13 protein-coding genes and 1 pseudogene are annotated in these 21319 nt (G+C 70.8%); 11 read left to right on the forward strand and 3 right to left on the reverse strand.

Going from position 1 to position 21319, the window contains the following annotated elements; translation table 11 throughout:
- From ADK36_RS26170 to ADK36_RS26190, 5 genes are all read left to right on the forward strand, one after another.
- Positions 1-694 (forward strand): carbohydrate ABC transporter permease (locus ADK36_RS26170; protein ID WP_048587026.1); only part of this gene is annotated, 694 nt, incomplete at its 5' end.
- Positions 695-846: 152 nt separating this feature from the next.
- Positions 847-3069 (forward strand): sialidase family protein, encoded by a 2223-nt coding sequence (locus ADK36_RS26175; RefSeq protein WP_053199305.1) that lies wholly within the window; start codon positions 847-849, stop codon positions 3067-3069.
- Positions 3069-5051, forward strand: a complete 1983-nt coding sequence (locus tag ADK36_RS26180) for a beta-galactosidase (protein WP_048587028.1) — start codon at positions 3069-3071, stop codon at positions 5049-5051. Before ADK36_RS26175 ends, ADK36_RS26180 begins: the two co-directional genes overlap by 1 nt.
- A complete protein-coding gene (locus ADK36_RS26185) occupies positions 5048-7267 on the forward strand; it encodes a glycosyl hydrolase family 95 catalytic domain-containing protein (protein WP_053199308.1) in 2220 nt (739 codons plus the stop codon). Before ADK36_RS26180 ends, ADK36_RS26185 begins: the two co-directional genes overlap by 4 nt.
- Before the next feature lie 48 nt (positions 7268-7315).
- A complete protein-coding gene (locus tag ADK36_RS26190; RefSeq protein ID WP_048587030.1) occupies positions 7316-8029 on the forward strand; it encodes a glycoside hydrolase family 12 protein in 714 nt (237 codons plus the stop codon).
- A 209-nt stretch (positions 8030-8238) separates the two neighbouring features.
- On the opposite strand, the gene ADK36_RS26195 is transcribed toward ADK36_RS26190, so the two are convergent.
- From ADK36_RS26195 to ADK36_RS26205, 3 genes are all read right to left on the reverse strand, one after another.
- Entirely contained in the window at positions 8239-9426 is a 1188-nt protein-coding gene (locus ADK36_RS26195; protein ID WP_048587031.1) for a sulfotransferase family protein, read from the reverse strand.
- A gap of 108 nt (positions 9427-9534) precedes the next feature.
- Positions 9535-11619, reverse strand: coding sequence for a glycoside hydrolase family 31 protein (locus ADK36_RS26200; RefSeq protein ID WP_048587037.1), 2085 nt, complete (start codon positions 11617-11619; stop codon positions 9535-9537).
- Positions 11620-11772: 153 nt separating this feature from the next.
- The gene (locus ADK36_RS26205) at positions 11773-12789 is read right to left on the reverse strand and encodes a LacI family DNA-binding transcriptional regulator (RefSeq protein ID WP_048587032.1); all 1017 of its coding nucleotides are present in this window, start codon (positions 12787-12789) and stop codon (positions 11773-11775) included.
- 229 nt (positions 12790-13018) lie between these two features.
- On the opposite strand from ADK36_RS26205, the gene ADK36_RS26210 reads away from it, so the two are divergent.
- The 6 genes and pseudogenes from ADK36_RS26210 to ADK36_RS26235 all read left to right on the forward strand — a co-directional run bounded on the left by ADK36_RS26210 (position 13019) and on the right by ADK36_RS26235 (position 21277).
- Positions 13019-13828: a GH12 family glycosyl hydrolase domain-containing protein gene (locus ADK36_RS26210; RefSeq protein WP_048587033.1), complete on the forward strand. Its 810-nt coding sequence runs from the start codon at positions 13019-13021 to the stop codon at positions 13826-13828.
- A 110-nt stretch (positions 13829-13938) separates the two neighbouring features.
- Entirely contained in the window at positions 13939-15873 is a 1935-nt protein-coding gene (locus ADK36_RS26215) for an acyl-CoA dehydrogenase family protein (RefSeq protein ID WP_048587034.1), read from the forward strand.
- A 129-nt stretch (positions 15874-16002) separates the two neighbouring features.
- Positions 16003-17436 carry a 1-deoxy-D-xylulose-5-phosphate reductoisomerase gene (gene dxr / locus ADK36_RS26220; protein ID WP_234329873.1) on the forward strand — a complete coding sequence of 478 codons (1434 nt, stop codon included), beginning with the start codon at positions 16003-16005 and terminating at the stop codon, positions 17434-17436.
- An 8-nt stretch (positions 17437-17444) separates the two neighbouring features.
- Positions 17445-18737, forward strand: a complete 1293-nt coding sequence (locus ADK36_RS26225) for a M50 family metallopeptidase (protein ID WP_199830252.1) — start codon at positions 17445-17447, stop codon at positions 18735-18737.
- Between the two features lie 169 nt (positions 18738-18906).
- A pseudogene (ispG, locus tag ADK36_RS26230) lies at positions 18907-20008 on the forward strand (flavodoxin-dependent (E)-4-hydroxy-3-methylbut-2-enyl-diphosphate synthase).
- Positions 20009-20428: 420 nt separating this feature from the next.
- The gene (locus ADK36_RS26235; RefSeq protein ID WP_048584625.1) at positions 20429-21277 is read left to right on the forward strand and encodes a GNAT family N-acetyltransferase; all 849 of its coding nucleotides are present in this window, start codon (positions 20429-20431) and stop codon (positions 21275-21277) included.
- Positions 21278-21319 lie beyond the last annotated feature (42 nt).

The raw sequence follows: 21319 nt of genomic DNA on the forward strand, positions 1-21319 counted from the left end.
CACGGAACTGCTCAGCGGCGGTCAGGTCAGCCGGGCGATCATGGTCTCGGTCGGGGTCACGCTCGTCGGCACGCTGTTCTCCATGGCGGTGTCGGTGCTGGCCGCCTACGGCCTGTCCCGGCCGGGGAGTCTGGGCCATCGGTTCTTCCTGATGACCATGATGGCGACGATGTTCTTCGGCGCCGGGCTCATTCCGACGTATCTGCTGGTGCAGTCCCTCGGGCTCACCGACACGTATCTGTCGCTGATCCTGCCGAGTGCGGTCAGTGTCTTCAACATCCTGGTGCTGCGGGCGTTCTTCATGGGGATCTCGCCCGAGCTCACCGAGTCCGCGCGGATCGACGGGGCCAGTGACCTGCGGATTCTGCTGACCATCATCATGCCGCTGTCGCGGGCTGTGCTGGCCGTCATCTCGCTGTTCTACGCGGTCGGGTACTGGAGTGCCTGGTTCAACGCCTCCATCTATCTCACCGACCAGCAGATGATGCCGTTGCAGAACGTGCTCATCCAGCTGGTCCAGAAGAACACCGAGGCGCCGACGGGGCTTCAGCAGGCGGTGCGGACCGGTCAACTCTCCGCGCTGGGGCTGCAGATGGCGGTCATGGTCCTCGCGCTGATTCCGGTCGCGGTCGCTTCTCCGTTTGTCCAGCGGCATTTCAAGAAGGGCATGTTGACCGGCGCGGTCAAGGGCTGACGGTCACTTTTGGGAGAACAGGGCCACCGGTTGTTCGCTGTCTGCGGCTTCGTTGTGGCTGGTCGCGCCCACGCGGCGGAGCCGCAAATCGATGCAGCCCCGCGCCCCTAGTTAGGTATCCGCATCCCCCCTTTGTAAGAACGAGGTACGTCATGCGCTCGTCCCAGCCCAGCAGAAGAACCGTTCTCGCCGGGACCGCGGCCGCCGCCGCGCTCACTGCCCTGCCGCCGCTCGCGGCACCCGCGGCCGCGGCAGAGTCCGCCGCTCCCGCCGGCCCGGCATACCGCTGGCGCACCGCCGTCATGGGCGGTACCGGATTCGTCACCGGCGTCCTCTTCCACCCCTCCGTCCGCGGTCTCGCCTATGCCCGTACCGACATCGGCGGCGCCTACCGCTGGGACGACCGGACCGGCCGGTGGATCCCGCTCACCGACCACCTGGGCTGGGACGACTGGAACCTGCTCGGCGTCGAGGCCATCGCCGTCGACCCGGCGCACCCCAACCGGGTGTACCTCTCCCTCGGCACGTACGCCCAGTCCTGGGCCGGAAACGGAGCCGTCCTGCGCTCCGAGGACCGCGGCGCCACGTGGAAGCGCACCGACCTCACCGTGAAGCTCGGCGCCAACGAGGACGGGCGGGGCGCGGGGGAGCGGCTGCTCGTCGACCCGCGGGACAGCGACACGCTGTGGCTGGGCACCCGGCACGACGGGCTGCTCAAGTCGACCGACCGGGGCGCCAGTTGGCAGGCCGTGAGCTTCCCGGCCACGCCCGGCGCCACCGGCCAGGGCGTCGTCCTCCTCGTCGCCGCGGGCCGTACCGTCTACGCCGGCTGGGGCGACTCCGACGGCACCGCCGGCCAGCCGAACCTGTACCGCACCTCCGACGGCACGACCTGGGAGGCGGTCCCCGGCCAGCCCACCGGCACCGCCGCCAAGGTGCCGATCCGCGCCGCGTACGACAAGCACACGCGCGAGCTGTACGTGACGTACGGCAACGCGCCCGGCCCCAACGGCCAGTCGGACGGCAGCGTGCACAAGCTGCGCACCACCGACGGGAAGTGGACCGAGGTCACGCCGGTCAAGCCCGGCGGCGCGACGAGCGACGGGGGGACCGACACCTTCGCCTACGGCGGTGTCGCCGTCGACGCCTGCCGCCCCGGCACCGTCGTCGTCTCCACCAACAACCGCTGGGCGCTGGTCGACACCCTGTACCGGACCACCGACGGCGGCCGCAGCTGGGAGTCCCTGAAGGACAAGGCCGTCCTCGACGTCTCCGAGACCCCCTTCCTCACCTTCGGCGCCGACGAGCCCAAGTTCGGCTGGTGGATCCAGGCCGTCGGCATCGACCCGTACGACTCCCGGCACATCGTCTACGGCACCGGCGCGACCCTCTACGGCACCCGGGACCTGCGGAACTGGGCCCCACAGATCCGTGGCCTGGAGGAGACGTCCGTCCGCCAGCTGCTCTCGCCCCCGGCCGGAGCGGCGCATCTGATCAGCGGCAACGGCGACATCGGCGTGATGTACCACGAGTCGCTCACGGCGTCGCCCTCGCGCGGCATGGCCTCGAACCCCGTGTTCGGGTCGGCCACCGGTCTCGCCCAGGCCGCGGCCAAGCCGTCGTACGTGGTCCGGACCGGCTGGGGCGACCACGGCAACGGCGCCTACTCGAACGACGGCGGGCAGACGTGGGCGCCGTTCAAGGCGCAGCCCGCCATCGCCAAGGACGCGCCGGGGCCGATCGTCACCAGCGCCGACGGCAGTGTGCTGCTGTGGTCCTTCGCGCACTGGGACGGCACCGTGTACCCGGCTCAGCGCTCCGCCGACAACGGCGCCACCTGGGCCGAGGTCGCCTCTGTGCCGAAGGGCGCCGTGCTCGTCGCGGACCCCGTCGACCCGAAGCGCTTCTACGCCTTCGACACGGCCACCGGCACCCTCCACGCCAGCACCGACGGCGGCCTGACCTTCGCCGCCCGGGCCTCCGGCCTGAACTCGGGCGACAAGGAGTTCCAGCTGGCCGCGGCCCCGGGCCGGTCCGGCGACCTGTGGCTGAGCCTGAAGTGGAACGGGCTCTACCGGTCCACCGACGGCGGCACCACCTTCACCAAGGTCGGCAGCTGCGGGGCGTCGTACACCCTCGGCTTCGGCAAGGCGGCCGAGGGCGCCCCCTACCCGGCGGTCTACATGGTCGGCTCCACCGAGACGATCACCGCCGTGTACCGCTCCGACGACGAGGCGAAGACCTGGACGCGGATCAACGACGACCAGCACCAGTGGGGCTGGATCGGCGCCGCCGTCACCGGCGACCCAAGGGTCTACGGCCGTGTCTACGTCGCCACCAACGGACGCGGCGTGCAGTACGGGGAGCCCGTCTGATGCCGGAGCGAGAAAGGCCCGCCCTGAGCGATGCCACCCGTGGGCGTCTCCTCTTCGGCGGCGACTACAACCCCGAGCAGTGGCCCGAGGAGACCTGGCCCGAGGACGTCCGGCTGATGAAGGCCGCCGGCGTCAACTCGGTCACCCTCGGCGTCTTCTCCTGGTCGAAGCTGGAACCGGAGCCCGGCGCGCGGGAGTTCGGCTGGCTGGACCGGCTCATGGACCTCATGCACGACAACGGCATCGGCGTCGTCCTCGCCACCCCGACCTCCTCACCCCCGCCCTGGATGGGCCGGCTGCACCCCGACACCCTGCCCGTCACCGAGGACGGCCGCACCGAGTGGTGGGGCGGCCGGCAGCACTTCTCGCACTCCAGCGCCACCTACCGGCGCTACGCCGCCGCCATCACCGAGGACCTGGCCGCCCGCTACGGCGGCCACCCGGCCCTGACGATGTGGCACATCAACAACGAGTACTGCACCTTCGACCACGGCGACGAGGCGGCTGCGGCCTTCCGACGGTGGCTGCGGGAGAGGTACGGCACCCTCGACGCCCTCAACGAGGCCTGGGGCACCGCCTTCTGGAGCCAGGGATACGACACCTGGGACGGCATCCTGCCGGCCCGTCTGCCGCACTACATGCGCAACCCCGCCCAGGTCCTGGACTTCCGGCGCTTCACCTCCGACATGCTCCTGGAGTGCTACGTCGCCGAGCGCGACATCGTCCGCCGGCACACCCCGCACCTCCCGGTCACCAGCAACTTCATGCCGCTGTGGTTCGGGCAGGACGCCTGGCGCTGGGCCGAGGAGGAGGACGTCGTCTCCGTCGACCTCTACCCCGACCCGCGCGACCCGCTCGGCGCCCAGCACGGCGCCCTCGTGCAGGACATGACCCGCTCCCAGGCACGCGGGCCCTGGATGCTCATGGAGCAGGCGGCCGGACCGGTCAACTGGCGGGGCGTCAACCACCCCAAGCCCCGCGGCCTCAACCGCCTCTGGTCCCTCCAGGCCGTGGCCCGCGGCGCCGACGCCGTCTGCTACTTCCAGTGGCGGCAGTCCCGGCAGGGCGCGGAGAAGTTCCACTCCGGGATGGTCAGCCACGCCGGGGAGGAGGGCCGTACGTACCAGGAGGTCAAGCAGCTCGGCGCGGACCTCGCGCGGATCGCCCCGGAGGTGTCGGGCCGGCACAGCGGCGCCGACGTCGCCGTCCTGCACGACTGGCACGCCTGGTGGGCCGGCGCCCAGGACGGCCGCCTGTCCCAGCGGGTCGACCACGCAGACGTACTCAAGACCTGGCACCGCGCCCTGTGGCAGGCCCACCTCACCACCGACTTCGCCCACCCCGAGCACGACCTGACCGCGTACCGGCTCGTCGTCGTACCGCAGCTCTACCTCCTCACGGACGTGGCGATCGAGAACCTCCTCGCCTACGTCCGCCAGGGCGGCACCCTCGTCTGCGGCTTCCTCACCGGCGTCGCCGACGAGGACGACCGGGTCCGGCCCGGCGGCATGGACGCCCGGCTGCGCGAGCTGTTCGGCATCCGGACCCTGCACGAGTGGTGGCCCCTGGACGCCGAGGAGAGCGTCGTCTGCGAGGGCTTCCGGGGAACCCTGTGGTCCGAGGAACTGGAGGCCGACGGCACCGCCGACGAGACCGTCCCGTACAAGGGCGGTGAACTCGACGGACTGCCCGCCGTCCTGCGCAAGGACCGGGCCTGGTACGTCTCCACGCTCCCGGAGCCGGACGCGCTGCGCGACCTGCTGGCCCGCGTCGCGGCCGGCGCGGGCGCCCGGCCGGTGCTCGACGGCCTCCCCGAGCAGGTCGAGGCCGTACGCCGGGGCGAGGTGCTGTTCGTGCTGAACCACGGCCGCGAGCCGGTGACCGTCGAGGTGCCCGGCACCCACCACGACCTGCTCACCGGGGCGGCCGTCACGGACCGGGTCACCCTCGGCCGCTACGACGTGGCGGTACTGCGGCCATGACCCGAACCCCGGTCCACGGAACCTGGGAGCCGCAGCCGGCCGCCCGCTGGGAGGACGCCTTCCTCAGCGGCAACGGCCACCACGGCACCCTTGTGTTCGGCGACCCGAACGACGACCGCGTCATCGTCACCCATCACACCCTGGTCCGCCCCAACGGCGGCGACACCCGCCCACCGCGGCTCGCCGCCGAACTCTCCGCCCTCCAGGACCGCCTCCTGGCCGGCGACCGCACCGCCGCGGAGGGCTTCACCGACGGCCGCCCGCTCCAGTGGGTGCGGCCCTTCCACCCCGCCTTCCAGATCCGGCTGCACCGGCCGTCCGGCGAGGGGCACGGCTACGGCTACCGCCGGTCCGTCGACTTCGCCACGGGCGTCGTCCGGGCCGAGTGCGCCGACTGGACCAGCGAGGTCTTCGTCTCCCGCGCCGACGACGTGATCGTCCAGCACGTCACGTCACCCGGCCGCACCCTCGACATCTCCCTGGACCACGGCCTTCCCGGGGCTCCCGCCGGACTGGGGGTCGGCCACGGTGCCCTTCTCACCCCCGAGGGCGCCCTGCTGAGCCTGCGCGCCCGCTATCCCGAGGGCGACCGAGCCTTCACCGGCGTCACGCTGATCGCCGTCACCGGCGGTACGACGGCGCTCGCCCCGCCGGGCGTGCACCTGGAGGAAGCCCGGTCCGTCCTGCTCCTCACCCGGGTCCGGCGCCACACCGGCGAACTCGACGTGACCGCGGAGGGCCGCGCCCTGCGCGAGCTGGCGGCCCTGGAGTACGACGAACTCCTCGAACGCCATGTCGCCCTCCACCGCACCGCCTACGAGCGCGTCACCCTCGACCTCGCCGCCGACCCGGCCGAACGGTCCCTGCCCGGCTCCGAGTTGCTGAAGCGCCCGCACGCGGCCGCCCTGCTGGAGCGGCTGTTCGCGGCCGGCCGCTACCACCTGCTGTCCGCCAGCGGCCTCTTCCCGCCCCGGCTGACCGGCCTGTGGACCGGCGACTGGAACACCGCCTGGTCGGGCGCGTTCACCAACGACGCCAACCTCAACCTCCAGACCGCCTCCGCCGCGGCCGCCGCCCTCCCCGAGGTCACCGAGGCCCACGCCGCGCTGCTCCAACGCCAGCTGCCCGACTGGCGCGACAACGCCCGCGCCGTCTTCGGCACCCGGGGCGTGGTGGCCCCCGCGCACACCGACGGCGAGTCGGGTCACTCGTACCACTTCAGCCGCGAATACCCCCTGCACCTGTGGACCGCCGCCGCCGACTGGCTGCTCAAACCCCTCGTCGACCACGACGAGAGCCACGGCACCCGCGACCCGCGCACCGCCGCCGCCCTCGCCGAAGTCGCCTACTTCTACGAGGACTTCCTCACCCGGACCGACGCCGACGGCCACCTGGTCGTCGTCCCCTCCTACTCACCCGAGAACCGCCCGGCGAACGCGAGCTGGGGCACGATCAACGCGGCCATGGACCTCTCGGCGGCCCGGCACGCGCTCCTCACGGCCGCCGCCTACCACCCGGACACCCCGGACGCCGACCGCTGGCGCGCCCTCGCCGACCGCCTGCCCCCGCACCGGGTCAACGAGGACGGCGCCCTCGCCGAATGGGCCTGGCCGGGCCTGGAGGACACCTACGACCACCGCCACCTCAGCCACCTCTACGGCGTCTGGCCGCTCGACGAGATCACCCCGTACGACACCCCCGACCTCGCGACGGCCGCCCACCGCGCCCTCGAACTCCGCGGCGCCGAGAACGACTCCGCGCACGGCCACCTCCACCACGCCCTGATCGCGGCCCGCCTCCGGGACGGCGACCGGATCGCGCACGCCCTCGACCAGGTCCTGGGCGGCGACTTCTTCCACGCCTCCCTGATGAGCGCCCACTACCCGAACCGCGACGTCTACAACGCGGACGCCGCGCACACCCTGCCCGCCGTACTGATCGAGACGCTCGTGCAGTCGACCCCGGACCGACTGGTCCTGCTGCCCGCCCTTCCCCCCACCTTCCGGGAGGGCCGGCTCCGGGGCGTTCGCACCCGGTTCGGCGCGGAGGTCGACCTGACCTGGACGCGCGACGGCGCGACGGCGGTCCTGAAGCCGTCCCGCACCGTCCGCGTCGAACTCCGGACTTCATCCGGCGACGGCGACAGCGACCACGAAGCTCAACCGCTCGACCTCGTCGCCGGAGAAGACCACGTCCTCACCCTGGGGGCGTGGTAACTCCCCGCAAATCCCCCGCAACTCCCCCCACCCATGGAAAGGGACACCATGGCAAAGAGCGCACTGCGCAAGATCACCATGGCCGTGCTGGCCCCGGCGATGGCCATCGGCGCCACCGTCGGACTGGCCTCCGCCCCCGCGTCGGCCGCGGTCTGGAACTCCTGCGACCAGTGGGGCAACACCAGCCTCAACGGCTACACGCTCTACAACAACATCTGGGGCTCCGGCGCCGGCAGCCAGTGCATATGGGCCAACTCCGGCACCAACTGGGGTGTCTGGGCCAACCACCCCAACACCGGCGGCATCAAGTCCTACCCCAACTCCAAGAAGGTGATCAACAAGACGATCGCCTCCCTCGGCTCGCTCACCAGCAGCTACAACGTCACCGTCCCGTCGTCCGGCGCGTACAACACGTCGTACGACATCTGGGACACCGACTACGACTACGAGATCATGCTCTGGGTCAACTACAACGGAGCCGTCGGCCCGCTCGGCACCTCGCAGGGCAACGTCACGCTCGGCGGTCACACCTGGACCGTCTACAAGGGCACCAACGGAGCCAACGAGGTGTTCTCGTTCCTGCGGACCTCCGACTCCAGCTCCGGCACCGTGAACATCAAGCCGATCCTGACCTGGATCACCGGCAAGGGCTGGATGTCCAGCAGCGAGACCATCGGTGACGTCCAGTTCGGCTACGAGATCACCTCGTCCTCCGGCGGCCTGGACTTCAACACCAACAACCTGACGGTCAGCAGCAGCTGACCCGTCACCGGGGCCGGGGCCGGCTCGCGCCTGTCGCTGTCGTCAGGCTCCGCCGGCCTCGGCCCGCGGCTGGTTGTGATCGGTGCAGGTGGATTCCCGGAGTCGGCGCCGGTGGGTGTCGGCGGGCAGGATCGCCCGGACCGACGACTCCACCGTCAGCAGTGGCTGACCGTGTCGTGGGGCGGGGCCCGACCCGCCGGTCGCTGTCGTCAGGCGCGGTCGACCTCGGCCCGTAGTGCGTTGTAGTCGGCGAAGGCGGACTCCACGTCGGCGCGGGTCAGGGCGTAGCGGGCCAGGTCGTAGGTGTGGCGCCGGGTGCCCTTGGGGCGGGCGACGGCCCCGGGGAGACGGGTCGCCTCGGACTCGGTCCAGTGGGCGCCCACGGCGGCGTAGAGCTTGGGGGCGCCGGAGGCCGGATCGGAGCCGAGCCAGGAGTACGGCACGTCCACCAGCTGCTCCGCGGGGATGTCGGCCCGCGCCGCCAGACCGCGTGTCATCGCGCGGCTCAGCAGGTCCAGCCAGGTGGCGCCGATGCCGGACAGGTCCAGGGGCCGGGAACTGACCGCCATGCCGTGCTCGATCAGGCTGCAGAAGGACGCCACGGCGGTGACCGGATCGCGGTGGCACCACACGATCGTGGCGTCGGGGAACACCGTGCGCAGCGCGTCCAGGTTCTCCAGGTGCATCGGGGACTTCAGCATCCAGCGACGGCGCGGGCGGCCGTACTGGAGGACCTGGTAGATCTGCTTGAGGTACCGGTAGTCGGGGACGAAGTCCCGCTCGCAGTGCCAGTCCCGGTACTCGGGGATCCGGGCCTGGGAGAACGGCATCAGGGCGTGCGGGAGCGCGAACGTACACTCCTCCGGCCCCTCGGCCGCCATCGCGTGGATGTCACGGAAGCGCGGCGCGAACAGGTCGGCTCCCTGCACCATCCGGCGCCCGGCCGTGACCGCCTTCCGCCGTTGCCGGGGCGGCAACTCCAGGTCGGGCGCCAGCAGTTCCCACAGCAGCGGGCCGCGGTGCTCGTCCGACAGTGTGAGCACGGCGTGCGTGACGGTGGTCGCGGTGCGCGGCAGTCCCACCACGAACACCGGCCGCTCGATCGGCTCCCGCTCGATCTCCGGATGCTCGGCGATCAGCCGCCGCACGCGGGCCCGGTTGGTGAGATGCCGGCGCACATGCGCCTGCGCCGACTGCCAGCCGACCGGGGTGAGCCGCTCGGCCCGCGCCCACCAGCCCAGCAGCGACCGGAAGTCGTCGACGAACTGCCCGTCGCCGGGCCCCGCCCCGGCCTTCCCGGTGATCCGGTCGAAGACCCGGCCGGGATCGCGCCGCGAGCCGAAGGCCGGGCGCACCAGCAGATTCGCGAGGGCGAGGGAGAGCGAAGACGCGGACACGCAGCGAACCTATCGCGCCCAACTCACCTGTGAGAACCGGAAGTTGGCCGAACATGCGGAGAGGGTGGCCGGAAGACCTCCATCGTCCGGCCACCCTCTCCGACACGGCTACTCCGCTACAGGTAGCCGCGCCCCGTCCCGCAGGAACAGCGGGATGCGGTCCAGCGGGGCGTCGACCGTCACGGTCGTACCGCCCTCGTACGTCTCCCCGGTCCACGCGTCCGTCCAGCGCGCGCCCGCCGGAAGATACGTCGTCCAGGCCCTGGCACCGGCCGTGAGGACCGGCGCGACCAGCAGGTCACGGCCGAACAGATAGGCGTCGTCGACCGACCAGGCCGCCTGGTCCTCCGGGAACTCCAGGAACAGCGGCCGCATCACCGGCAGCCCCTCCTCGTGGGCCTCGCGCATGACCTCAAGGACGTACGGCTTCAGGCGCTCGCGCAGCCGCAGGTACCGCTCCAGGATCGCGCCGGCCTCCTCGCCGTACGACCACACCTCGTTGGGACCGCCGGTCATGTCCGGGCCGAGCGGCATGCCCGGGTCGCGGAAGCCGTGCAGGCGCATCAGCGGGGACAGGGCACCGAACTGGAACCAGCGGACCATCACCTCGCGGTAGTCCGGGTCGTCCGGGTCGCCGCCGTGGAAGCCGCCGATGTCCGTGTTCCACCAGGGGATGCCGGAGAGCGCGGTGTTGAGGCCGGCCGCGATCTGGCGGCGCAGCGTCGGGAAGTCGGTGCCGATGTCGCCCGACCACAGGGCGGCGCCGTAGCGCTGGCTGCCCGCCCAGGCCGAGCGGTTGAGCGTGACGATCTCCTCCTCACCGGCGGCGCGCAGGCCCTCGTAGAAGGTGCGGGCGTTCTCGGCCGGGTAGCTGTTGCCGACCTCCAGGCCCGGACCCGTCCAGTAGCGCAGGTTCTCCTGGAAGCCCGGCTTCAGCTCCGGCTCGCAGGCGTCCAGCCAGAAGGCCGTGATGCCGTACTTGTCGAGGTAGTTCTGCTTGATCTTGGACCACACGAACTCGCGGGCCTCCGGGTTGGTGGCGTCGTAGAACGCCACCTGGACCGTGGAGGCCACCTCCTTGTCGGGCCAGTCGGCGTGCGCCATCGGCCCGTACTGGGTGCCGATGAAGTAGCCGCGCTGCTCCATGACCGGGTGGTTCTCGGAGAGCGGGGAGACCGACGGCCAGACGGACACGACGAGCTTGATGCCGAGTTCCTCCAGCTCGCGCACCATCGCCGCCGGATCCGGCCACTCCTTCGGGTCGAACTTCCACTCACCGAGGTGGGTCCAGTGGAAGAAGTCACAGACGATGACGTCGATGGGCAGGCCGCGGCGCTTGTACTCCCGCGCCACCTCAAGGAGTTCGTCCTGCGTGCGATAGCGCAGCTTGCACTGCCAGAAGCCCGCCGCCCACTCCGGCAGCATCGGCGTACGGCCCGTCACCGCGCTGTAGCGCCGCTGGCCGTCGGCCGGGCTGCCCGCGGTGATCCAGTAGTCGAGCTGGCGGGCCGAGTCGGCGACCCACCGGGTGCCGTTGTGCGCGAGCTCCACGCGGCCGATCGCCGGGTTGTTCCACAGCAGGGTGTAGCCACGGCTGGAGGCCAGTACCGGGATGCCCACCTCGGCGTTGCGCTGGACCAGGTCGAGGACCAGGCCCTTCTGGTCGAACCGCCCGTGCTGGTGCTGGCCGAGGCCGTACAGCTGCTCGTCCTCGTAGGCGGCGAAGCGCTGCTCCAGGCGGTGGTAGCCGTTGCCGACGGCCGTGTACAGGCGCGAGCCCGGCCACCAGAAGTGGGCGCGCTCCTCGGCGAGCACCTCCTCGCCGTCCTCGGTGCGCAGGAACCGGATCAGGCCCTCGGCGTCGACCTCGACGGTCAGCGCACCGACGATGAGCACGCCCAGCCCGTCCTCGATCTTGACGGTCGACTCGGTCGCCGGGGCGGACTCAAGGAGCGCGCCGGGCAGCCCGTCCAGGACGGGACCGCCGAGCCGGGCACGGACCCGCACCGCGTCCGGACCCCACGGCTCGACCCGTACGGTCTCCTGACGGCCGCTCCACTCCAGCGCGCCGTCCCGCTCGCGGAACGTGCCGACCGTCGGGGAGGACTGCGCGAGGCTGACCGTGCCGGGCTGTGGCTGGGTTTCGGCAGGCTGCCGTGTCTTCCCGGGGGACGACCCCCGGGCCCCCGGCAGAGACGCAGGTCCGCCGGGCTGACTGGCGCGAGCATTGCTGGGCAAGCCTGAGTGATTCACGGGGGCGCTCCTGACGACGGCAGCGGGGGCAGACGGGTGAAGACATGGGGGTGCCTGGGAGGGCACGGTGAGCGAGGGGGGAGGGAGAGGGGCTCAGTGGGCGGCGGACGGCGCCGGGCCCGTGCTCGCCCGGATCGTCAACTCGGGGGCGATTAGCACGACTTCGTCGCTCCCGCGCCCCTCCAGCTTGGCGACCAGCTGCTCCACCGCATGCCGGCCCATCTCCTGTGCGGGAATGGAGACCGACGTCAGCCGCACCGAGGCCTGGACGGCGACCTGGTCGGGGCAGACGCCGACCACCGACACGTCCTCGGGCACGGCACGGCCCTGCTGACGCAGCAGGGCGAGCAGCGGCTCGACCGCCGACTCGTTCTGCACGACGAACCCCGTGGTCGCCGGGCGCTCGTCGAGGATCCGGGCGAGCGTGACGGCCATCGCGTCGTACCCGCCCTCACAAGGCCGGTGCAGCAGCCGCATCCCCAGCTCCTGGGAACGAAGGCGCAGCCCGTCGAGCGTGCGCTCGGCGAAACCGGTGTGCCGCTCGTAGACGGCCGGGGCCTCGCCTATGACAGCGATGTCCCGGTGCCCCAGCATCGCCAGATGCTCCACACACAGCGCGCCGGTCGCCTTGAAGTCGAGGTCGACGCAGGTCAGCCCGGTCGTGTCGGCGGGCAGCCCGATGAGCACGGACGGCTGGTCGGTGCCGCGCAGCAGCGGCAGCCGCTCGTCGTCCAGCTGGACGTCCATCAGGATCATCGCGTCGGCCAGCCCGCTGCCGGTGACCCGGCGTACGGCGTCGGGGCCCTCCTCGCCGGTCAGCAGCAGGACGTCGTATCCGTGCGTACGGGCCGTCGTCGCCACCGCGATGGCGATCTCCATCATCACCGGCACATACATGTCGGTGCGCAGCGGGATCATCAGCGCGATGATGTTCGACCTGCTGCTGGCCAGGGCGCGGGCCCCCGCGTTCGGGTGGTAGCCGAGTTCGCGGATGCTCTGCTCGACCCGCGTCCGGGTGGTCGCGGAGATGGACCGCTTGCCGCTGAGGACATAGCTCACCGTGCTCGCCGAGACTCCGGCGTGCTGGGCGACCTCGGCAAGGGTGACCATCCAGCTCTCCAAGCTTTGTGAAGCGCTTCGACAGTGCGCGCTACGTACAGGGGCGGGTGTGAGGGTGGTTCGACACTAGCTCTGGCGCGCGTGGGTGTCCATAGGTTGTCGAAGCGCTTCGACAGCTTTTCTCGGTACGAGACTGTCGGCGCCGTGGGGGGGGCAACCTCCCGGCGGGTCGGCGGCCACTGAGAGGTCGTACAGGAACCGTCCCCCGGAAGGACCCCCCATGCAACACCGCCGACCGCGCCTGTCCAAGCAGCGGAAGACCCTGCTCGCCTCCACGGTCGCCCTCGCGGCGGCCGCCGGGGTCACCGTCGCCCAGGCGGACGAGTCGAGCAAGAAGTGCGCGGCCTTCGACACGATCACGCTCGGCAAGTACTACGTGAACAACAACCTCTGGAACGAGGGCAAGTTCACCGGCACCCAGTGCGTCTGGGACAACTCCCGGTCGGGCTCGACGATCTCCTGGGGCACGAACTACAGCCTGGCCAACAGCGCCACCGGCAAGGACTACGACGTCAAGACGTACGCCTCCACCGTCCTCGGCTGGCACTGGGGCTGGAAGGTCGACAAGGCGACCACCGGCCTGCCGATCCGCGTCGGCGACCGCAAGCCGGTGCGGACGAGCTGGGAGTTCTCGGTCAGCTCCGATCCCGGCACCATGAACGTCGCCTACGACCTCTGGCTGCACACCAAGAGCACCGCGGACTGGCAGGACCAGCCCACCGACGAGATCATGATCTGGCTCAACCGCCAGGGCGGCGCCGGCCCGCTCGGCACGAAGTACGCCAGCGTCAGCCTGGGCGGCGCGATGTGGGACATCTACGAGGGCGACATCGGCTGGAAGGTCCACTCCTTCGTCCGCCGCACCAACACCACCAAGGCCACGCTCAACCTCGACGACTTCACCCAGGCACTCGTCCGGCGCAACCTGCTGAGCAACGACAAATACGTCTCCGGCATCGAGTCCGGCACCGAGGTCTTCAAGGGCACGGGCCGCCTGGACACCAAGGCGTACTCCGTCGACATCGGCTGAACGGATGCGCGCGGGGTGGTGGGGGCGCCCGTTATCGGGTACATACGATCGGGTAGCACCCGTCGGTAACCAAACGGCCCAAGATCCCGATTCGCGGCGAGGTGAGCCTCATGTCCGCAGGACCCACGAAGCCTACTGTCACTGAGCGTGAGGCACGCCAGGTGGCGGAGGCGGCCCGGCAGCAGGAATGGCGCAAGCCCAGCTTCGCCAAGGAACTGTTCCTCGGCCGCTTCCGCCTCGACCTCATCCACCCCCACCCGATGCCCACCGACGAGGCAGCCCAGCGCGGCGAGCAGTTCCTCGCCAAACTGCGCGACTTCGTCGAGACCAAGGTCGACGGCGCCCTCATCGAGCGCGAGTCCCGCATCCCCGACGACGTGATCGACGGGCTCAAGGAACTCGGCGCCTTCGGCATGAAGATCGACACCAAGTACGGCGGGCTCGGCCTCGGCCAGGTCTACTACAACAAGGCCCTCACCCTGGCCGGCTCGGCGTCGCCCGCGATCGGCGTCCTGCTCTCCGCCCATCAGTCGATCGGCGTACCGCAGCCGCTGAAGCTGTTCGGCACCCCGGAGCAGAAGGAACGGTTCCTGCCGCGCTGCGCCCGCACCGACATCAGCGCCTTCCTGCTGACCGAGCCCGACGTGGGCTCCGACCCGGCCCGTCTGGCCACCTCCGCCGTACCGGACGGGGACGACTACGTCCTCGACGGGGTCAAACTGTGGACGACCAACGGCGTGGTCGCCGACCTGCTCGTCGTCATGGCCCGGGTGCCGAAGTCCGAGGGCCACAAGGGGGGCATCACGGCCTTCGTCGTGGAGACCAACTCGCCCGGCATCACGGTCGAGAACCGCAACGCCTTCATGGGCCTGCGCGGCATCGAGAACGGCGTCACCCGCTTCCACCAGGTCCGCGTCCCCGCCGCCAACCGCATCGGCCCCGAGGGCGCCGGCCTGAAGATCGCCCTGACCACCCTCAACACCGGGCGGCTCTCGCTTCCCGCCTCCTGCGTAGCCGCCGGCAAGTGGTGCCTGAAGATCGCCCGCGAGTGGTCCGCGGCCCGCGAGCAGTGGGGCAAGCCGCTCGCCCACCATGAGGCCGTCGGCTCGAAGATCTCCTTCATCGCCGCCACCACCTTCGCCCTGGAGGCCGTCACCGACCTGGCCTCGCAGATGGCCGACGAGGACCGCAACGACATCCGCATCGAAGGCGCCCTCGCCAAGCTGTACGCCTCCGAGATGGCCTGGACGATCGCCGACGAACTCGTCCAGATCCGCGGCGGCCGAGGCTTCGAGACCGCCGAGTCGCTGCGGGCCCGCGGGGAGCGTCCGGTCGCCGCCGAGCAGGTCCTGCGCGACCTGCGCATCAACCGCATCTTCGAGGGCTCGACGGAGATCATGCACCTCCTCATCGCCCGCGAGGCCGTCGACGCCCACCTGACCGTCGCAGGTGACCTCATCGACCCGGAGAAGTCCCTCCAGGACAAGGCGAAGGCGGGCGCGGGCGCCGGTGTCTTCTACGCCAAGTGGCTGCCGAAGCTGGTCGCGGGCCAGGGCCAACTGCCTTACTCGTACGGCGAGTTCAAACAGGACGTCGACCTCTCGCCGCACCTGCGCTACGTCGAACGAACGTCCCGCAAGCTCGCCCGTTCCACCTTCTACGCCATGTCCCGCTGGCAGGGCCGCATGGAGACCAAGCAGGGCTTCCTCGGCCGGGTCGTCGACATCGGCGCCGAGCTGTTCGCCATGAGCGCGGCCTGTGTCCGCGCCGAGCACCTGCGCGGCCAGGGCGAGCACGGCCGTGAGGCGTACCAGCTCGCCGACGCCTTCTGCCGCCAGTCCCGGCTGCGGATCGAGGAACTCTTCGGCAGGCTGTGGTCCAACACCGACGAACTCGACCGCAAGGTGGTCAAGGGCGTGATGTCGGGCACGTACGAGTGGCTGGAGCAGGGCATCGTCGACCCCTCGGACGACGGCGCCCCGTGGATCGCCGACGCGACACCGGGCCCGAGCGAACGGGAGAACGTGCACCGTCCGATCAGGTGACGGACGGCCAGAGAGCCCTGAGGGGTCACCGCCCGCCGGTCACAGCCTGCGGTGACCCCTCACCATCCTGTTACCCGCCGATGGGGACGCCCTGTCCTCCCTGACAGTCCTTACGGCCACAATGGGGGAATGAGCGACAGTCCAGCCCCCCGAGGGCGCGGGGCGGAAGCCCCGTCTGCCCTGCGACGCCATGCACGCACTCTCGCCGCACCGGGCGCTGACCCAAGTACATCCAGTACGTGGGCCAACGCCCGGCGCAGCGACAGCACGCACCTGACGCCGCAGGGCCCGCCCTCCGGGCGGACGACGGGGCTCCCGCCCCGCGCCCTCGCCGACCCCCACCTGGTCTACGACCCCGTAGCGGGCGACGGCCCGAAGGACGTGGTGATCCTCGGCTCCACCGGCTCGATCGGCACCCAGGCCATCGATCTCGTGCTGCGCAACCCCGACCGGTTCCGGGTCACCGCCCTGTCCGCCAACGGCGGCCGGGTCGCCCTCCTCGCCGAGCAGGCGTACCGGCTGAAGGCACGGACCGTCGCGGTCGCCCGAGAGGACGTCGTACCGGCCCTGCGCGAGGCACTCGCCGCCCAGTACGGCACGGGGGAGCCGCTCCCCGAGATCCTCGCCGGCCCCGAGGCGGCCACCCAGGTCGCCGCCTCCGACTGCCACACCGTCCTCAACGGCATCACCGGCTCGATCGGACTCGCGCCCACCCTCGCCGCCCTGGAGGCGGGCCGCACCCTCGCGCTCGCCAACAAGGAGTCCCTGATCGTCGGCGGCCCGCTGGTCAAGGCCCTCGCCAAGCCCGGACAGATCATCCCGGTCGACTCCGAGCACGCCGCCCTGTTCCAGGCCCTGGCGTCCGGCACGCGCGCGGACGTACGCAAGCTCGTGGTGACCGCCTCCGGCGGCCCCTTCCGCGGCCGCACGAAGGCCGAGCTGGCGAACGTCACGGTCGAGGACGCCCTCGCCCACCCCACCTGGGCGATGGGCCCGGTCATCACGATCAACTCCGCGACCCTGGTCAACAAGGGCCTGGAGGTCATCGAGGCGCACCTGCTCTACGACATTTCCTTCGACCGCATTGAGGTGGTCGTGCATCCCCAGTCGTATGTCCACTCGATGGTTGAGTTCACGGACGGATCCACGATCGCCCAGGCGACGCCCCCCGACATGCGCGGGCCGATCGCCATCGGCCTCGGCTGGCCGGAGCGCGTCCCCGACGCCGCCCCCACCTTCGACTGGAGCAAGGCGTCGACCTGGGAGTTCTTCCCGCTCGACAACGACGCGTTCCCGTCGGTCAACCTGGCGCGCCACGTCGGAGAGCTCGCGGGCACGGCACCCGCGGTGTTCAATGCGGCCAACGAGGAGTGCGTGGAGGCATTCCGGGCCGGCGCGCTGCCGTTCAACGGGATCATGGACACCGTGACCCGGGTGGTGGAGGAGCACGGCACCCCGCCGACGGGAACTTCCCTGACGGTTGCGGACGTCCTCGAAGCGGAGACCTGGGCCCGCAGACGGGCACAGGAACTGGCAGCACACACGGCGGAGGCCCGTGCATGACGACCCTGATGTTCATCCTCGGCATAGTGCTGTTCGCGGTCGGGCTGCTCTTCTCGATCGCATGGCACGAGCTGGGCCACCTGTCCACGGCCAAGCTGTTCGGTATCCGCGTGCCGCAGTACATGGTCGGCTTCGGCCCGACCCTCTGGTCGCGGAAGAGGGGCGACACCGAGTACGGCGTCAAGGCGATCCCGTTCGGCGGCTACATCCGCATGATCGGCATGTTCCCGCCCGGCCCCGACGGCCGCCTCGAAGCCCGCTCGACCTCACCCTGGCGCGGCATGATCGAGGACGCCCGCTCGGCCGCGTTCGAGGAGCTCAAGCCGGGTGACGAGACCCGCCTCTTCTACACGCGCAAGCCGTGGAAGCGGGTCATCGTGATGTTCGCGGGCCCCTTCATGAACCTCGTCCTCGCGGTGGGCCTCTTCCTCACCGTGCTGATGGGCTTCGGCATCCAGCAGCAGACCACCACCGTCAGCTCGGTCTCCCAGTGCGTGATCGCACAGACGGAGAAGCGCGAGGACTGCAAGGCGTCCGACGACAGGTCCCCGGCCGCGGCCGCCGGCATGAAGGCCGGCGACAGGATCGTCTCCTTCGGCGGGGTGCGGACCGAGGACTGGAACACCCTCTCCGACCTCATCCGCGACAGCGCCGGCAAGGACGTGCCGATCGTCGTCGACCGCAAGGGCGAGGAACTGACCCTGCACGCGAAGATCGCCACCAACTGGGTCGTGAAGAAGGACGCCGGCGGGTCGTACGTCAAGGACGACTACGTCCAGGCCGGCTTCCTCGGCTTCAGCGCCGCCACCGGCGTCGTCAAGCAGGACTTCGGCGACTCGGTGTCCTGGATGACCGACCGGGTCGGCGAGGCCGTCGACTCCCTCGTGGCCCTGCCCTCCAAGATCCCCGCGCTGTGGGACGCGGCCTTCGGCGACGGCCCGCGCGAGGCGGACTCCCCGATGGGCATCGTCGGCGCGGCGAGGGTGAGCGGCGAGATCGCGACCCTGGACATCCCGGCGTCCCAGCAGCTGGCGACGTTCGTCTTCCTCCTGGCCGGCTTCAACCTGTCCCTGTTCCTCTTCAACATGCTGCCGCTGCTGCCGCTCGACGGCGGCCATATCGCGGGCGCCCTGTGGGAGTCGCTGCGCCGCAACACGGCGAAGGTGCTGCGCCGCCCGGACCCGGGTCCGTTCGATGTGGCGAAGCTGATGCCGGTGGCGTACGTGGTGGCAGGGATCTTCGTCTGCTTCACGCTTCTCGTGCTGGTGGCGGACGTCGTTAACCCGGTCAGAATCTCCTAGTCATACGGAGTTCGAGGCGGCCCGGGATCATCTGTCCCGGGCCGTCTTCCATTGAGTGGGTTTACGGGCCGTGATGTGCTGGGGTGAGCCCGGGTGCCGTAATCTCGAAGTCTGGAGCCCGCCGCTGACGGGACCGGACCTTGATCCACGACTTGGGGTTGCACAGCACATGACTGCGATTTCTCTCGGCATGCCGTCCGTTCCGACCAAGCTCGCCGAGCGCCGGAAGAGCAGGCAGATTCAGGTCGGGACGGTGGCGGTGGGCGGCGACGCCCCGGTCTCGGTCCAGTCGATGACGACGACCCGTACGTCCGACATCGGCGCCACCCTCCAGCAGATCGCCGAGCTCACGGCCTCCGGCTGCCAGATCGTGCGGGTGGCCTGCGGTGATCGCCGACATCCACTTCCAGCCCAAGTACGTCTTCGCGGCCATCGAGGCCGGCTGCGCCGCGGTCCGCGTCAACCCCGGCAACATCAAGCAGTTCGACGACAAGGTCAAGGAGATCGCGCGGGCCGCCAAGGACCACGGCACCCCGATCAGGATCGGCGTCAACGCGGGCTCTCTCGACCGGCGCCTGCTCCAGAAGTACGGCAAGGCGACGCCGGAGGCCCTGGTCGAGTCGGCGCTCTGGGAGGCGTCGCTCTTCGAGGAGCACGACTTCCGGGACATCAAGATCTCGGTCAAGCACAACGACCCGGTCGTGATGATCGAGGCGTACCGCCAGCTCGCGGCCCAGTCCGACTACCCCCTCCACCTCGGTGTGACGGAGGCGGGCCCCGCGTTCCAGGGCACGATCAAGAGCGCGGTGGCGTTCGGTGCCCTCCTCTCCCAGGGCATCGGCGACACGATCCGCGTCTCGCTGAGCGCGCCCCCGGCCGAGGAGGTCAAGGTCGGCCTCCAGATCCTGGAGTCCCTGAACCTCAAGCAGCGCGGCCTGGAGATCGTCTCCTGCCCGTCCTGCGGCCGCGCCCAGGTCGACGTCTACAAGCTGGCGGAGGAGGTCACGGCCGGCCTCACAGGCATGGAGGTCCCCCTGCGCGTCGCGGTCATGGGCTGCGTCGTGAACGGCCCCGGCGAGGCCCGCGAGGCCGACCTCGGCGTCGCCTCCGGCAACGGCAAGGGCCAGATCTTCGTCAAGGGCGAGGTCATCAAGACCGTCCCCGAGTCCAAGATCGTCGAGACCCTCATCGAGGAGGCCATGAAGCTGGCCGAACAGATGGAGGCGGACGGCGTGGAGTCGGGCGAGCCGTCGGTGGCGGTGGCCGGCTGAGAGGGTTTCCTCGCCCCCGCCGCCCCTACCCGTCCCGTCCTTGAAGGGGCTCCGCCCCTTCGACCCCGCCAGGGGGCTCTGCCCCCTGGACCCCCGCTCCTCAAACGCCGGAGGGGCTGAATTGTCAGCGCCGGCCGGCACCATCCAGCCCGTCCGGCGTTTGAGGACGAGGTGACCACCGTCCCGAACCCCCACTCATCCGCAGAGGGCTTTGCCGGGCCAGGCATTTTCAGCCCGTCCGGCGTTTGAGGACGAGGCCCCTTCAGGGCCGATGCGGGGGTCTGGGGGCGGCAGCCCCCAGGGGCGGGGCGGTGGCCGACCGGGACCTTCGAACGCCGGCCGGCCTCCACAGGGCGGCGCGGCAAAGCTTCCGCAGGTACAGTGCGGGGACCAGCAGAACCCCAGCGTGAGGCCCCGTACGTGTTGACCCAGACCACCTCACGGGTGCTCGAACCGAGCGACCTGGACGCCGCGCTCGCCATCCTCGACAGCGAGCCCGTCGCGAACGCCTTCGTGGCGTCCAGGGTCCAGGTCGCCGGCCTCGACCCGTGGCGCCTCGGCGGCGAGATGTGGGGCTGGTACGAGGGCGGCATGCTGACCTCCCTCTGCTACGCGGGCGCCAACCTCGTCCCGATCTGCGCGGGCCCACGCGCGGTACGGGCCTTCGCCGACCGAGCCCGCCGCGCCGGCCGCCGCTGCTCCTCCATCGTCGGCCCCTCCGAGGCCACCGCCCAGCTGTGGCGCCTGCTGGAACCCACCTGGGGCCCGGCCCGCGAGGTCCGCGCCCACCAGCCCCTGATGGTCACCGACCACATGCCGGCCGACATCGCCCCGGATCCGTACGTCCGTCGCATCCGCAAGGACGAGATGGACACGATCATGCCGGCGTGCGTGGCGATGTTCACCGAGGAGGTCGGCGTATCGCCGCTCGCGGGGGACGGCGGCCTGCTCTACCAGGCCCGGGTCGCCGAACTCGTGGGCTCCGGGCGCTCCTTCGCCCGCCTCGACCAGAACGGCAGGGTCGTCTTCAAGGCGGAGATCGGCGCCGCGACGGACAGGGCCTGCCAGATCCAGGGCGTGTGGGTGGCTCCCGAGTACCGGGGCCAGGGCTTCGCGGCGCCCGGCATGGCGGCAGTACTCCGCTACGCCCTGGCGGACGTCGCCCCGGTGGTGAGCCTGTACGTGAACGACTTCAACACGGCGGCGCGGCGGACGTACACCAGGGTGGGCTTCCAGGAGGTCGGCGCCTTCATGAGCATCCTGTTCTGAAACCCCCCAGGGGCGCGGGGCTTTGTCGATGTGCGGCTCCGC

Source organism: Streptomyces viridochromogenes (assembly GCF_001270495.1).
GTDB lineage: Bacteria > Actinomycetota > Actinomycetes > Streptomycetales > Streptomycetaceae > Streptomyces > Streptomyces viridochromogenes_A.

Coding starts and splice junctions, on each gene's coding strand:
- ADK36_RS26175 (WP_053199305.1), top strand. CDS start 847: ATGCGCTCGTCCCAGCCCAGCAGAAGAACCGTTCTCGCCGGGACCGCG.
- ADK36_RS26180 (WP_048587028.1), top strand. CDS start 3,069: ATGCCGGAGCGAGAAAGGCCCGCCCTGAGCGATGCCACCCGTGGGCGT.
- ADK36_RS26185 (WP_053199308.1), top strand. CDS start 5,048: ATGACCCGAACCCCGGTCCACGGAACCTGGGAGCCGCAGCCGGCCGCC.
- ADK36_RS26190 (WP_048587030.1), top strand. CDS start 7,316: ATGGCAAAGAGCGCACTGCGCAAGATCACCATGGCCGTGCTGGCCCCG.
- ADK36_RS26205 (WP_048587032.1), bottom strand. CDS start 12,789: ATGGTCACCCTTGCCGAGGTCGCCCAGCACGCCGGAGTCTCGGCGAGC.
- ADK36_RS26210 (WP_048587033.1), top strand. CDS start 13,019: ATGCAACACCGCCGACCGCGCCTGTCCAAGCAGCGGAAGACCCTGCTC.
- ADK36_RS26215 (WP_048587034.1), top strand. CDS start 13,939: ATGTCCGCAGGACCCACGAAGCCTACTGTCACTGAGCGTGAGGCACGC.
- dxr (WP_234329873.1), top strand. CDS start 16,003: ATGAGCGACAGTCCAGCCCCCCGAGGGCGCGGGGCGGAAGCCCCGTCT.
- ADK36_RS26225 (WP_199830252.1), top strand. CDS start 17,445: ATGTTCATCCTCGGCATAGTGCTGTTCGCGGTCGGGCTGCTCTTCTCG.